The organism is Streptosporangium sp. NPDC002607 (assembly GCF_053592655.1).
This window is the reverse complement of the sequence record NZ_JBSFWD010000016.1, coordinates 105,485-119,114: the sequence shown is the minus strand read 5'-3', so window position 1 is coordinate 119,114 and position 13,630 is coordinate 105,485. Positions and strand designations below refer to the sequence as shown.

15 protein-coding genes are annotated in these 13,630 nt (G+C 68.5%); 7 read left to right on the top strand and 8 right to left on the bottom strand.

Annotation, left to right across the window (positions count from 1 at the left end; all coding sequences use genetic code 11):
- Positions 1-2: 2 nt before the first annotated feature.
- The 4 genes from ACWD3H_RS19930 to ACWD3H_RS19915 form a co-directional block, all read right to left on the bottom strand.
- A complete protein-coding gene (locus ACWD3H_RS19930) occupies positions 3-1,391 on the bottom strand; it encodes an MFS transporter (protein ID WP_451956019.1) in 1,389 nt (462 codons plus the stop codon).
- A 268-nt stretch (positions 1,392-1,659) separates the two neighbouring features.
- Positions 1,660-2,556 carry an SDR family oxidoreductase gene (locus ACWD3H_RS19925; RefSeq protein WP_451956062.1) on the bottom strand — a complete coding sequence of 299 codons (897 nt, stop codon included), beginning with the start codon at positions 2,554-2,556 and terminating at the stop codon, positions 1,660-1,662.
- Between the two features lie 615 nt (positions 2,557-3,171).
- On the bottom strand, positions 3,172-3,735 hold the full coding sequence (locus ACWD3H_RS19920; RefSeq protein WP_451956018.1) for an integrase core domain-containing protein: 564 nt from the start codon (positions 3,733-3,735) through the stop codon (positions 3,172-3,174).
- A gap of 439 nt (positions 3,736-4,174) precedes the next feature.
- The gene (locus tag ACWD3H_RS19915; protein WP_451956017.1) at positions 4,175-4,738 is read right to left on the bottom strand and encodes a TetR/AcrR family transcriptional regulator; all 564 of its coding nucleotides are present in this window, start codon (positions 4,736-4,738) and stop codon (positions 4,175-4,177) included.
- Between the two features lie 94 nt (positions 4,739-4,832).
- On the opposite strand from ACWD3H_RS19915, the gene ACWD3H_RS19910 reads away from it, so the two are divergent.
- Together ACWD3H_RS19910 and ACWD3H_RS19905 are read left to right on the top strand one after the other, a co-directional pair.
- The gene (locus ACWD3H_RS19910) at positions 4,833-5,777 is read left to right on the top strand and encodes an SDR family NAD(P)-dependent oxidoreductase (protein WP_451956016.1); all 945 of its coding nucleotides are present in this window, start codon (positions 4,833-4,835) and stop codon (positions 5,775-5,777) included.
- Between the two features lie 155 nt (positions 5,778-5,932).
- Entirely contained in the window at positions 5,933-6,592 is a 660-nt protein-coding gene (locus ACWD3H_RS19905; RefSeq protein WP_451956015.1) for a LysE family translocator, read from the top strand.
- A 38-nt stretch (positions 6,593-6,630) separates the two neighbouring features.
- Here the strand turns inward: ACWD3H_RS19905 and ACWD3H_RS19900 are convergent, their stop codons facing one another.
- Both ACWD3H_RS19900 and ACWD3H_RS19895 read right to left on the bottom strand, forming a co-directional pair.
- On the bottom strand, positions 6,631-7,224 hold the full coding sequence (locus tag ACWD3H_RS19900) for a 3-keto-5-aminohexanoate cleavage protein (RefSeq protein WP_451956014.1): 594 nt from the start codon (positions 7,222-7,224) through the stop codon (positions 6,631-6,633).
- Complete coding sequence (locus tag ACWD3H_RS19895) at positions 7,122-7,457, bottom strand: 3-keto-5-aminohexanoate cleavage protein (RefSeq protein WP_451956013.1); 336 nt, start codon at positions 7,455-7,457, stop codon at positions 7,122-7,124. The genes ACWD3H_RS19900 and ACWD3H_RS19895 overlap by 103 nt, the downstream gene beginning before the upstream one ends.
- A gap of 90 nt (positions 7,458-7,547) precedes the next feature.
- On the opposite strand from ACWD3H_RS19895, the gene ACWD3H_RS19890 reads away from it, so the two are divergent.
- Together ACWD3H_RS19890 and ACWD3H_RS19885 are read left to right on the top strand one after the other, a co-directional pair.
- Complete coding sequence (locus ACWD3H_RS19890) at positions 7,548-8,129, top strand: helix-turn-helix domain-containing protein (RefSeq protein ID WP_451956012.1); 582 nt, start codon at positions 7,548-7,550, stop codon at positions 8,127-8,129.
- Positions 8,126-8,680 (top strand): transposase, encoded by a 555-nt coding sequence (locus tag ACWD3H_RS19885; protein WP_451956011.1) that lies wholly within the window; start codon positions 8,126-8,128, stop codon positions 8,678-8,680. Before ACWD3H_RS19890 ends, ACWD3H_RS19885 begins: the two co-directional genes overlap by 4 nt.
- Before the next feature lie 11 nt (positions 8,681-8,691).
- On the opposite strand, the gene ACWD3H_RS19880 is transcribed toward ACWD3H_RS19885, so the two are convergent.
- Positions 8,692-9,336, bottom strand: coding sequence for a TetR family transcriptional regulator (locus tag ACWD3H_RS19880; protein ID WP_451956010.1), 645 nt, complete (start codon positions 9,334-9,336; stop codon positions 8,692-8,694).
- Positions 9,337-9,447: 111 nt separating this feature from the next.
- On the opposite strand from ACWD3H_RS19880, the gene ACWD3H_RS19875 reads away from it, so the two are divergent.
- Genes ACWD3H_RS19875 through ACWD3H_RS19865 form a run of 3 tightly spaced genes read left to right on the top strand, consistent with a single transcriptional unit; the run spans position 9,448 to position 13,174 of the window.
- Positions 9,448-9,936 (top strand): 2Fe-2S iron-sulfur cluster-binding protein, encoded by a 489-nt coding sequence (locus tag ACWD3H_RS19875; RefSeq protein WP_451956009.1) that lies wholly within the window; start codon positions 9,448-9,450, stop codon positions 9,934-9,936.
- Positions 9,933-10,925, top strand: coding sequence for an FAD binding domain-containing protein (locus ACWD3H_RS19870; RefSeq protein WP_451956008.1), 993 nt, complete (start codon positions 9,933-9,935; stop codon positions 10,923-10,925). Before ACWD3H_RS19875 ends, ACWD3H_RS19870 begins: the two co-directional genes overlap by 4 nt.
- Positions 10,922-13,174, top strand: a complete 2,253-nt coding sequence (locus tag ACWD3H_RS19865) for a xanthine dehydrogenase family protein molybdopterin-binding subunit (protein ID WP_451956007.1) — start codon at positions 10,922-10,924, stop codon at positions 13,172-13,174. Before ACWD3H_RS19870 ends, ACWD3H_RS19865 begins: the two co-directional genes overlap by 4 nt.
- Here ACWD3H_RS19865 and ACWD3H_RS19860 read toward each other — a convergent pair.
- The gene (locus tag ACWD3H_RS19860; protein ID WP_451956006.1) at positions 13,169-13,582 is read right to left on the bottom strand and encodes a DMT family transporter; all 414 of its coding nucleotides are present in this window, start codon (positions 13,580-13,582) and stop codon (positions 13,169-13,171) included. The genes ACWD3H_RS19865 and ACWD3H_RS19860 overlap by 6 nt on opposite strands.
- Positions 13,583-13,630 lie beyond the last annotated feature (48 nt).

Sequence of the window (13,630 nt, the reverse complement as noted above, 5' to 3'; positions counted from 1 at the left end):
ACTCACGCAGCCTGCGCGGCCGCGCGTGCGAGGCGGGCCGCCTCCACCTTCGCGGCGTCGCGTTCCGGATTCACCAGCAGCGCGAACAGCGCTCCCCCCACGATGGCGATGCCGCCCATCAGCATGAACACGCTGGTGTAGCCCTGGGCGAGCGTGCCCGCCGACCGGGCGTCGTCGAGGATGAATCCTGTGATCCACGGCCCGGCGGCGGCGAGGAAATGGTTGGCGGCGAGGCCGATCAACAAGACGCTCGTCCGCTGTGCGACCGGGGTTATCTGCACGAGAGCCGGATTCGCCACGGCGTAGATGCTCATGGCCAGCCCGTAGCCCATCATCAGCAGGGCGATCGGGAGCACCACTCCGGAGGCGAGGGGCAACACGACGAGGAAGACGCCGCCGAGCGCGAGCAGCACCCCGCCCCACAGCCCTCGGGCCTTGCGGGTGGGTGTGCCCCGCCTGATCATCCGGTCGCCCAACCCGCCGTTCAGGTACAGGAACAGCATCGCGGCGATGCTCGGCACGCCGAACAGCGATCCCGCCGTCACCGCGGAGAATCCCAGCCCTACCTGGAAGTAGGACGGGAGCCAGGTGAGGACGACGACCCCGAGCATCTGCGCCGCGGTGGACGCGGCCACGTACCCGATGAAGGTGCCGGTCGCCAGGATGGACCGTACCGGCGCACGCGATCCCGCTCCCTGCTCGGTCGTTCCCTGCTCGCCCAGTCCCTGTGTTGTCGCCGTTTCGGTCTCGGCCTTGCCGTACGGCCCCACTCGGCCGATGAACAGCCAGGCCAGCCCCCAGACGAAGCCCAGGATCGCCACTGCGAGGAAGCCCGCCTGCCAGCTGTAGGCGGCGATGATGAAGGCCAGTGGCGGGGCGAAGATCAGTTTGCCGAACGAGGCTCCCGTGGTCAGCACCGCCGCGGGCAGTCCGCGCCGGTCGTTCGGCCACCACGAGTAGGCGACCGCGTGCGATACCGGCAGGGCAGGGGCATCCATCGCGCCGAGCATGAGCCGCGTCGCCAGGAGCAGCCCGCCTGACGCGACGAAGAAGATGGGTAGCTGGAACAGCGACCACACCACGACGAGGGTGAAGAGCGTGCCTTTGAGGGGCAGCCGATCGGCCACGAAGGCGAACAGCAGCGCCGAGACCGGGCCGAGCAGCCCTCCGGCGCTGGCGATGGCGCCGAATTCGGCGGCGGTCAGCCCGAGGTCCGCCATCGCCGGCTGCGCGACGAGCCCGAGAATCGCCTTGTCCAGATATGAGATCAGAGTGCATCCGAGCAGCATGAAAGTTACGGCCCAGGCCATGACCGGACGGTGCTTCGTCGCGCTCGCTTTGGTGTCCGTCGTGTCCGGTTCGCGCTGCGGCTGAATACGCTCGCTCACCATGATGGCTCCTTCTAAAGAAGATGTCGCAAACCACGCGTGCGGCTCGAAGGCCAACAGCGCGTGTGTGAAATGGGGGGAGAATGCGGCCAGGCGTCGGCCTCTGATGGCGATGCGGCCTGGAACGCCGGATTCGGACTGGGGGGTGTGCTCGCTCAGCAACGATGAGCAGGTGCCGGCTGCGGCTCTATCGGGCCCTGTCCACAATGGTGCTCATGCGCGACAACTTGTGATTTCCCGGGTCGTCGATGGCGGTCTCGGGAGAGAAGGGTCAGGAGTTGAGCTGGGGGGCGAAGAGGCTCGGGGGAAGTCCGTCGGCGACCGGGCGGAAGCTGCGTTCCACGAGGTCGGCGAACTGGTCGAACTGCCACGGGCCGGTGCTGGTGATCTGGCGGATGATCTCGGGGTTGTTGTAGAGGCCGACCTCGTAGCCGGCGGCGGCGACGGTGCGGCCGGTGAGCCAGCCAGAGCGTTCGCCGGCCAGGTACAACGCGATGGGCGCGATGTTGTCCGGGGACATCCGGCTTTCGACCGGCTTCCCGGTGTCCGGGTTGTTGAGGCGCCTGTCGTCGGGGATGGTGGCGGTCAGGCGGGTGGCCGCGCCGGGGGCGATGGCGTTGGCGGTGACGCCGTAGCGGGCCATGGCCTGGGCCAGGGAGTAGGTCAGGCCCACGATGCCCATTTTGGCCGCGGCGTAGTTGGGCTGGCCGGGCGAGCCCTCCAAGCCGGAGAGGGAGGTGAAATTGATGATCCGGTAGTTGCCGGCGGGGTTGCGCTGCTGGCGCCAGTAGGCCGTGGCGGGGCGGATGGTGCTGTAGTGGCCTCTGAGATGGACGCGGATGACGGTGTCCCAGTCCTCCTCCGTCAGGTTGAAGATCATGCGGTCGCGGAGGATGCCGGCCACGTTGACCAGCACGTCGAGCTTGCCGTACCGGTCGAGGGCGGTGTCGACCAGTCGCTGGCCGGTGGCGGTGTCGGCGACGTCGCCGTCGTCGGCCACGGCCCGGCCGCCGGAGGCGTTGATCTCCTCGGCGATCTCGTGCACCGGTCCCTTGTCACCGCCTTTGCCGTCGGGGGTGGATCCCAGGTCGTTGATGACCAGGGACGCGCCCTCCCGCGCGAATGCCCGCGCGATCGCGGCGCCGATGCCGCGGCCACCGCCGGTGATAATGGCGACCCTGCCGTTCAGAACGCGTCGGAACTGAGGTCTTCGTCGGTTGTGACGGGGTGCTCGCGCGTGAAGAGACGTATGCCGTCAGGCGTGGTGTTGGTCACTGTCGTGCTCCGGTCGATGGATGTGGCAACGGAGCGCGCCCCACTCCGTCATGGTGGTCTAGAAGCGAAATGTATACATAATGCTTCTTTAACCTAGAATATACAGCGTGGCCACCATGTCAAGATATCCTGCGAGATTGGCGACTGCTGCTGCACCAGGCGGCCATCCTTGGTGGTTATCCCAGGTGGGAGGCATCCCGAGAGCTATACAGGAACCCGGGCGGGGCCCGCTGCGTTCCTCTCGGAGCATCGTGCGTTCACGGCAATCCGAAATCCTCAGGTATACATGGCGAGCAAGGCTCATCGAATACGGCGGGTGACCAGCCATGCGTAGATGGCCTGCCCCAGGCCAATGAGGAGTATGGCGATCGCACCCACCAGCACCCACCGGGTGCCGAGATACTCGGCGGCCAACCCTGAAGGGTGTCAATATTCAGCCGATGTTGTTGACCTGCGGTTCCGCTGCTGATGCGGGTCGGTGTTCAAACAGGTCTTCGGTACTCCTTGATCAGACCTCCGAGGACGTCGTGGCGTTGGATCGGGCCGATCGGTAGCGGGACCACGTTTGGTTCGTCGCCGGGTGCGTGAAGGTCCAGGGATCTGTGCGGCCTTCATCGTTGTAGTGGGCGGCGTACTTGCTCAACACGGTCCGCAGATGCCGTTCCCCGAAGATGATCATTCGATCAGTGCATTCGGATCGCACTGTGCGTACCCACCGCTCGGCAAAGGCATTCGCTCGAGGCGCCCGGGGAGGGGTCTTGATCACCTTGGTGCCGTTGTCCGCCAGGACATCGTCGAAGACCTGGGCGAACTTCGCGTCCCGGTCGCGGATCAGAAATCTGATTACGGCCGCACGGTCGCCCAGGTCGATGAGGAGGTTACGGGCCTGCTGGGTTATCCAGGCGCCGTCCGGATTGGCGGCCACGCCAAGGACATGCACGATTCGGGTGCCGACCTCCACGACAAAGAGAACGTAGAGTCGGCGCAACACCAGGATCTCCATGTCCTTGGAGTTGTCACTGCGCGCCAGCAGGCACAGCCAGCCGACCACCCGACAGAAGATCAGATACATAAGACGCAACACCACAGACGTCGAGGATGCCCGACGTCAGCCACCGAATCAGCCCAGGTAGCCAGCCAGAGCCGAATAATGACACCGTTTACCCATTCCCCGACGATCGCTGCTGTAGCTACGTCCGGGGGGTGAATATTTCTTTCGCCCTCATTCCTGCACAAGAGAATTACGACTGGGGGACCAGTCAAGGGCTCGGAAGATTCTATTCACATGATCGAATTATCGACGAAGACGATTTCTTCCTTAGGCTGTACAACGCCGCCGGAAATCTTGGCAAATTAGATCTTGTGAAGGCTTACTGGATCTGGTTCGATTCAGCCAAGCCGATCCGGATCGTGCGCTCACTCCTAGGTTATTGGGAGGCTGCGGCCGGTATCAGGCCGTGCGTGGACAGCCGGGTTCAGGTGACTGCGCTTCGTGGAGGGTTCACAAACCATCAAGCAGGCCGGTAGCGCAGGCCGTCCATCAGCAGGTCGAGCATGCGGGCGGCCTGCTGTCGTTGGCGGGGCTCGCGGGCCGTGAGGGTGACGCCGGCCAGGGTGGCCAGGACGTCAACGGGCTCGACGTCGCCGCGGAGCGCGCCGGACTCGGCGCCTGCGTTGAGCAGGACTGTCAGGGAGCCGACGAGTTGGTCGCGGCTGTGCGCGAACGGGTTCTCGTCGGAGGCGATCACCGCGTGGAGCGCGTCCGCCATGCAGCGTTTGGTCGTCATGTAATCGACGAAGCGGTCCATCCACGCGCGGGTCGCCTCGGCGGGGGGAAGCGCGCTGACGAGTTCGTCGGCGGCCTCGCGGAGGCGGGAAAGTTCGTTGCGGTAGGCGGCCTCGATGAGCGACTCGCGGGTGGGGAAATGGCGATAAAGCGTGCCGACGCCGACACCGGCCTCTTTGGCGATCGCGTCGAGCGTGACGTCCGGACCGTCCTGCGAGAACGCGCGCACGGCGACTTCCAGTAACCGGTCGCGGTTGCGTTGCGCGTCGGCGCGCAGCGGGCGGGACACGGTGACCTCCTTGGTTGCTAATCGGAGGCCCCTCCGTTTACATTGAAGGGCGTAGCGGAGTTCCCTCCGTTTCATCGTACCGGACGGGAGAATCATGACCACACGTATCACCACGCCGTTCTCGGCCGCCTCGACCGCGGCCGAGGTGGTGGACGGCCTCGATCTCAGCGGGCGGCGGGCCATTGTCACCGGCGGCGCGTCCGGCATCGGCGTCGAGACGGCCAGGGCGCTGGCTTCCGCCGGCGCCGAGGTGACCTTGGCGGTCCGCCAGCTCGACGCGGGCGAGCGCACCGCTGAGGACATCATTGAGACCACCGGCAACAAGCAGGTCCTGGTCGCGCGGCTTGACCTCACGGACCAGGCGTCGGTCGCGGCGTTCGCCGAGGGGTGGGACGGGCCGCTCCACATCCTGGTCAACAACGCCGGCGTGATGGCCTCGCCCGAAATGCCTACGCCGGAGGGCTGGGAGATGCAGTTCGCCACCAACCACCTCGGCCATTTCGCGCTCGCCACCGGGCTGCGTCACGCGCTCGCGGCGGCCGGGGGCGCGCGGGTCGCGTCCGTCAGCTCCTCGGCACACCTGCGGTCGCCGGTCGTGTTCGACGACATCCACTTCCGCGAGCGGGCGTACGAGCCGTGGGCGGCGTACGGGCAGTCGAAAACCGCCAATGTGCTGTTCGCGGTCGAGGCGAGCCGCCGGTGGGCGGACGACGGCATCACCGTCAACGCGTTGATGCCCGGCGTAATCCGTACCAACCTGCTGCGCTATTTCAGCGAGGAGGAGCAGGAGCGGATGCACGCGGCGGTGATGGCCGACGGCGAAGCGGCTCAGTCGGTGAAGACGGTTGAGCAAGGGGCGGCCACATCGGTGCTGGTGGCCACCTCGCCGCTGCTCGCCGGGGTCGGCGGGCGGTATTTCGAGGACTGCAACGAGGCGGAGCCGAACCAGCCGGGAAGCCGCCACGGCATCGCGGCGTACGCGCTGGACCCGGAGGCCGCGGAGCGGCTGTGGCAGGTGTCACTCGACACGCTGGCCTAGGCGTGCTCCCGGCCCACTGCGGAGGGTGCTGTGGGTGCCGGCCCTGATGCTCACCGCCCACGCCGGCGGGTCGTTCGCCGCGAAGGCTCAGTTCGACGCGCGGTCGGCGTTAAACGCGTGGAACGGGCAATAAGCGCACAGCCAAGATGAGCCTCGTGGAACTCATCTCTTCTCTCCCTGCCTTCGTCCTTGCCGTAGTGCTGATCTCCGCGTCGCCGGGGCCGGCGACGGCGCTGATTCTGCGCCGCGCCGCACTGCGTGGCTTCTCCGGTGCGGTGCCCACGGTGCTGGGCCTGGAAGTGGGCCTGTACTTATGGGCGTTGCTCGCCGCCGCCGGGCTCGCTTCCCTGGTCGCCGCCTCAGAGGTGGCCTTCCTGGTCCTGCGCGTGGTGGGCGCGGCCATGCTGCTGTACCTCGGGATCAAGGCCTGGCGCTCGGCCTGGCGCAGCCGGGGCGCTGACCCAGCCGCCGGGGCGATGGAGGAGGTCGCCGAGCCAGAGCCCGGTTCCTCGCTGTCCTGGTGGAAGGCGTTCGGCGAGGGGTCGGTGGTGATGCTGGCCAACCCGAAGATCGCCGCCTTCATGATCGCGTTCTATCCGCAGTTCGTCCCCGCCGACCAGCCCCTGTTCACCACGACCGCGCTGCTCGCCGCGCTCCAGGTAGCCATCGAGATCATCCTGTACCTGGCGCTGGCGGCCGCGGTCGGCCGGGCCGGCGCGTGGTTCCGCCGCCCGGCGATCCGGCGTCGGCTCGACGCGGTCAGCGGCACGGTCCTCCTCTACCTGGGCGTACGTCTGGCGACCGACAGCCGCTGACGGTCAGCCGCCCAGCGGCGGCAGATCGAAGCCGATCCCTATTTCCGGTCCAGACCCAGGAAGACGCGGGCGGTCTGCGGGTCCATCGGCGGGCGCTGGGCCAGGGTCGCGGCCGCGGCCGCCCTGGTGACGAGTTCGGCGTTGTCCCGGACCGGCCGGCCCTTGGCGTAGGTGAGGGTGTCCTCCATGCCGACCCGCAGGTGCCCGCCCGCCGACAACGCCGCCAGCAGCACGGGCACGGACGTGCGCCCGATTCCGGTGGCCGACCAGGTGGCGCCTTCCGGGAGCGCCTGCACGGCCGCGGCCACTGTGCGCAGGTCGCCGTCGAATCCGCCTGGTACGCCCATGACCAGATCGCAGTGAATCCGGCCGCCGTGCGGCAGCCCGTACGCCGACAGCAGGCGTTGCAGGGTGGAGATGTGGCCCAGGTCGAAGAGTTCGAATTCGGGGACGATGCCCTTCTCCTGGGTGGCCTGATAGAGGTCGGTCATGAAGCCCCAGGGGTTCATGAAGACGTCGTCGCCGAAGTTCACTGTGCCGCAGGTGAGGGAGCACGCGTCGGGGGCGGCGTCGAGGACGCGCAGGCGGGCCTCGTACGGGTCGGTGACCGCGCCGCCGGTGGAGAGTTGCACCACCGGGAGGTGTGGGCGCGGAGGGCGGCGACCGTGTCCTGGAGGCGGGGCAGATCGAGGGTGGGGCGGGCGTCGTCGTCGCGGATGTGCACGTGGATGACGGCCGCGCCGGCCTGCTCGCAGGCGACGGCGGTCGCCACCAGCTCGTCCAGGGTGACCGGCAGGGCGGGGGTTCGCGTTTTGTCGGCCTCCGCTCCAGTGGGAGCGACGGTGATGAGGGTCGCGGCAGTCATGTGCCAGATATTGCCTGCTAGTGCGATGTTCCTAAATGAGGATGGAGATCCCTGCTGACCTGGGGTGATGATGGGTCCAGGGGGATCGTCATGCCGAAATTACTGTATGCGCGTCCGCCGATGAACCCCGACGAGGAACGACAGATCCGCAAACTGGCCGGATCTCGTCATGCCCCGGCCGACTGGATCATGCGGGCGCAGATAATCGTGTTCAGCTGGCAGGGGCTGCGCACCAGCGCCATCGCCGTCAAACTCGGCTGCCACATGCAGACCGTGCGCGAGCGGATCGAGCGGTTCAACGCCGAGAGCCTGGCCGGGCTCGCCGACCGGCCCGGCGTGGGGCGCAAGCCGCGGATCACCGAGGTCGAACGCGGACAGATCATCGCCATGGCGCGCTCGACCCCGCCGGGACGGCTGGCCCGCGACGAGGCCGGCGAGCTGACCGCAGACGACGAGAGCGGCCCCGCGCAGTGGACGCTGGACAGCCTGACCGCCGCCGCCCGTGCTCAAGGCATCCTCGTCGCCCGCAGCCAGGTCCGCCGGATCCTGCTTAAGGAGAGAGTCCGCTGGCGCCACACCCGCTCCTGGACCACTTCGACCGATCCGGACTTCGCCCCAAAAGGGCCGAGGTCATCGGCCTCTACACCCAGCCGCCGCCAGGCACCGCGGTGATCTGCGCCGACGAACTGGGGCCGGTGACCCCCCGCACCTTCCCACCCGCCCCGGGCTGGTCGCCCGACGGGCACCGGATCAAGGACCGGCTGGAGTATTCGCGCGGCACCGACAAGACCTGGGTGTACGGCGCGCTGCGCATCCGCGACGGCACCGAACTCACCTTCTGCGCGCCCTCACGCAACAGCGACGGCTGGATCCAGCTACTGGCGCAGATCGGCAAGGCCAACCGGCGCGGCCCGATCGTCGTCACCACCGACAGCCTGTCCAGTCACTTCAGCTGGCGGGTCCGGCGATGGCTGCTGCGTCACCCGCGCATCCGCCAGGTGTTCATCCCGATCAAGGCCTGCTGGCTGAACCTGGCCGAAGGCTGGTGGCGGCTACTGCGCCGGGCCGCGTTCGCCGGACAGACCTTCGCCGACGCCAGCGAGATCGCTCGTGCGGTCGCCCTCGCCACCGCGCAACTCAACGCCCGCGCCCAGCCCTGGATCTGGGGACGCCCCTCGCCACAGCCACGGACCCTCCGCCGTAAGTTCGTCTACCTGCTTTGAGGAACGGAGCACTAGCGCAGTCCGGGCAGGCCGATCGCGATCGCGGACAGGGTGCGCACCAGGGTGGGGATCATCTCGGGGCAGGCGGCGGCGAGCTCGGGCTCCTGGGCGTACAGCTCCAGCATGGTCGGGGACGGGTTGACCACCGGATAGAGGGTCCCGGCCAGGGCGCTGGCGACCTTCACCATTTCGGCGCCCTCGCTCTCGGTCAGGTCGGGGTGCGCCGCGCCCACCTCGGCCCCGAGTTCGGCGATGACCTGGAGCACGACCTGTTTGAACGCCCGCGCGGCGGCGACCGAGACGTTGTGCTCCAAGGTGGTGGAGGTCTGGCTGAGCAGGTCGCAGAAGAGGCGGCGGGCGTCCAGGGTCTCGCTGAGCACGGTGATCGGGTCGCCGCCGGCCCGGAGCAGCGGGGTCACGGCGGCCGCCCACTCCTGCCACGCGTCAGCCGCGAGTTCGAGGTAGATCTCCTCGCGAGTCCCGAAATATCGGATCACATTGGACTTGGCCAGCCCGACGGCGGCGGCCACGCTGCCCAGGCTCACATGCTGGACCCCGACCTCCAGCGCCAGCTCATGGGCGGCGGCGAGGATCGCCTCGCGCCGGAGTTGCTTCTGCTCCGGTCGCCGCGCGCGGATGAATGTCACCTGTGCCATGTCCCCGCAAGCATACAGTTAACTAAGAGAACGGTGTTCTTTTGCGGCTTGTTAAGAGGTGCGGTGTTCTGTTAGCTTGCGGCCAAGGGATTCCGAAATCGGAGGGGCGTCGTGGTCGACGTACATATACGGGTGAACGGGACGATGGAGAAGCTCGACATCGAGCCTCGGGTGAGCCTGTTGGACGCGCTGCGTGAGCATCTCGGGCTGACCGGCACGAAGAAAGGCTGCGACCAGGGTGCCTGCGGGGCGTGCACGGTGCTGGTGGACGGCGAACGGATCAGCTCATGCCTGGCGCTGGCCGTCCAGTACGCCGACCGCGACATCACCACCATCGAGGGCATCGAGCACCCGATCCAGCAGTCGTTCATCCGCCACGACGGCTTCCAGTGCGGGTACTGCACGCCCGGCCAGATCTGCTCGGCCCTCGGCATGCTGACCGAGCACGCGGCGGGCGCGCCCAGCGCGGTGACCGGGCACCTGGCCGCCGCCGAGATCGAACTGACCGCCGAGGAGATCAGGGAACGCATGAGCGGGAACCTGTGCCGATGCGGCGCCTACAACGGCATCGTGGCCGCGATCCAGGAGCACAGCCGATGAAGGACTTCGCCTACCTGAGCGCTGAGGACGTACCCACCGCCGTCCGCGCGATCACCGAGCCCGGCGCCAAGCTCCTCGGCGGCGGCACCAACCTGGTGGACCTGATGCGGCAGAACATCGAACGCCCGGACACCGTGATCGACATCACCCGGCTGCCGCTGGACCAGATCGAGGAGCTCCCGGACGGCGGGGTCAGGATCGGGGCGCTGGTCCGCAACAGCCGGCTGGCCGCGCATCGGCTGATCAGGACGCGCTACCCCATGCTCGCCCAGGCGATACTCACCGGCGCGTCCGGCCAGCTCAGGAACATGGCCACGGTCGGGGGAAATATCCTGCAACGCACCCGCTGCCCGTATTTCGCGGATCTGGCCGCGCGCTGCAACAAGCGCGAACCGGGTGCGGGCTGCGACGCGATCGGCGGGTTCAACCGGAACGCGGCCATCTTCGGCGCGTCCGACAGCTGCGTGGCCACCCATCCGTCGGACATGTGCGTGGCGCTGGCGGCGCTGGACGCGACGATCGAGCTGGAGAGCGTGCGCGGCACCCGGCGGCTGCCGCTGGTCGGCTTCCACATGCTGCCCGGGGACTCGCCGCAGCACGAGACCGCCATCGCGGCCGACGAGCTGATCACCGCGATCGAGCTGCCCGACCTGCCGATGGCGGCACGCTCCCGGTACCGGAAGGTGCGGGACCGCGCGTCGTACGCGTTCGCGCTGGTGAGCGTGGCCGCCGCGATCGAGGTGCGGGACGGCGTGATCACCGAGGCGCGGCTGGCGCTCGGCGGGGTCGCCGCGCGGCCGTGGCGGGCCCATGAGGCCGAGCGCACGCTGATGGGCGCGCCGGCGACGGAGGAGCGGTTCCTGCTGGCCGCCGACGCCGAACTGGCGGGCGCCGTCGCGCAGTCGCAGAACGCGTTCAAGATCGAATTGGCCAGGCGGGCGATCACGGCGACGCTGCGGCAGCTGCAGGTGGAGGGGAGCGCGGCATGAGGTATGTGGGACAGCCGGTCGACCGGCTCGACGGCGCCGTCAAGACCACGGGGGCGGCCCGGTATTCGGCGGAGTATTCGTACCCTGATCTGGCTTATGCCGCTCTTGTCCATGCGACGATCACGCGCGGCCGGATCACCCAGATCGACACGGAGACGGCGCGGAAGATGCCGGGCGTGCTGGCAGTGATCACCCACCGCAACGCGCCCTTGATGAAACCCCCGCCCAAGCCGACCCCGATGGATCTCAGCACGCTCATCATCGGCACCACGGTCAACTACCTGAACACCGACGAGGTGCACTGGAACGGCCAGCCGGTCGCGGTGGTCGTGGCGGAGACGCTGGACGCGGCCCGCGAGGCCGCGCACCTGGTCGAGGTGGAGTACGCCGAACTCCCCGCCACGGTGGACTTCGCGGCCGAGGAAGGCAACGCGACGCCGCAGAAGAGCACCTTGGTCGCATCGGGCGCGGCCAAGAAGGGCGATCCCGATGCGGCCCTGGCGGCCGCGCCGTTCTCGCTCGACCTGCGCTACACCACGCCCGCGGTCAACCACAACGCGATCGAACCCCACTCCACCACCGCGTTCTGGGACAAAGACCGCCTGATCCTCCACGAAGGCACTCAGAACATCACCTGGCTGCGCGACCATCTGGCGGCCCGGTTCGACGTGCCCAAGAAGGACATCCGGGTGATCTCCCCGTTCGTGGGCGGGGCCTTCGGCGGCAAGTCGCTGGTGTGGCCGGGCACGGTGCTCACCGTGCTCGCCGCGAAGGTGACGGGACGGCCTGTCAGGATGATGCTGACCAGGGAGGGCGTCTACCGCACGGTCGGCGGGCGCACGCCGTCGATCCAGCGGGTGGCGATCGGCGCGGACGCCGACGGCTCGATGACCGCGCTCATCCACACCAGCGTCAGCCAGGTCGGCAAGATCGGCGGCTGGCTCGAGGGGGTGACCTCGGTGTCCCGCCACATGTACGACGCCACCAACATCCAGGTCCAGCAGAACCTGGTCCAGCTGGACGCGCTCACCAACACGATTATGCGTGCGCCCGGCGAGGCGATCGGCTCGTTCGCGCTCGAAGCCACGGTGGACGAGCTCGCGTACCGGCTGGGCATGGACCCGATCGAGCTGCGCGCCCGCAACGAGCCCGCCCGCAACCCGGTGGACGGCAAGGCGTTCTCCCACCGCATGCTGCTCGACTGCTTCGAGCGGGGCGCCAAGGAGTTCGGCTGGGCGGAGCGCACGCCGGAGCCCGGCTCGATGCGAGACGGCAAGTGGCTGGTCGGGATGGGCGTCGCCGCCGCCTACCATCCGGCCGTCCAGTTCGCGGCCAACGTCACCGTGCGCCTGTCGGACGACGGAACCGTCCTGGTCCGCTGCGGCTTCCAGGAGATGGGCATGGGCTCGGCGACCGCCTTCTCCCAGGTCGCGGCCGACGCCCTGGGCGTGCCGCTGAGCGCCGTCAAGGTCGAGTACGGCGACACGGACCTGCCGACAGGGCCGGGCGCCGGTGGGTCCGCCCAGACCGCGAGCGTGACCGCCGGCCTGCTCGCCGCCTGCGAGAAGCTCACCAACGCCGTGTTCACGGTGGCCAGGAAGACGCCAGGCTCACCGCTGCGCGGCTGGCGCAGGGCGGACGTGGTGGCCAGGGACGGCGGCCTCTACCAGGACACCCGGGGCGAGAGCTACCAGGACATCCTGCGCCGCGCCGACCGCGCCTCGATCGAAGCCCAGGTCGGCTCGGAGACCCGGATCGGCCAGGTGACCGGCCAGGTCAGGTTCATGTCCAAGTTCATGATGGACCAGCGGCGCTGGGTGAAGGCCGCCTGCGGCGCGCAGTTCTGCGAGGTGCGGGTGGACTCCGACACCGGCGAGGTGCGGGTCTCGCGCTGGCTCGGCGTCTTCGACGTCGGCACGGTGATCAACGCCAAGACCACGGCCAGCCAGCTGCGCGGCGGCATTGTGATGGGCATCGGCATGGCGCTGGCCGAGGAGACCCTGGTCGATCCACGGAACGGGCGGATCATGAACGCCAGCCTCTCCGAGTACCACGTGCCGGTGCACGCGGACATCCCCGAGATCGAGGTGCGTTACCTGGACGATCCGGATCCGACCATGCCGCTCGGCCTGATCGGCGTGGGCGAGGTCAGCGTCACCGGCGTGGCGGGCGCGATCGCCAACGCCGTGTTCCACGCCACCGGCAAGCGGATCCGGGACCTGCCGATCACGCTGGACAAGCTGCTATGACGGTTGCCTGCGGGCGACCGCGACGCTCACCAGGCAGAGCATGCCACCGGCCAGGGTGAGCCAGCCGGGCACCTCGCCGAGAACCACCCAGGCCATCAGCACGACCATCGCGGGCACCAGGTAGGTGGTGGCGCCCAGCTTGCCCGCGGTGGTCCTGGCCAGCGCGTACGCCCAGGTGGTGAAGGCCAGCGCGGTCGGGAAGACGCCCAGGTAGAGCAGGTTGAGGGTAGCCGACAGCGGCGCGGTGCCGGCCTGCTCGATCAGCTGACCGGCGAACGGCAGGCAGACCACCGCCCCGATCACGCACCCGAACGTGGTCACCTGCAGCGCGGAGGCGTGCGCGAGCGCGGGCTTCTGGGCGACGACCGCGATCGCGTACGTCACGGCGGCCACCACGCACAGCGCCACGCCGAGAACCGACGACGAGCCTGGCTAGAGATCGCCTGCTCATGTCCA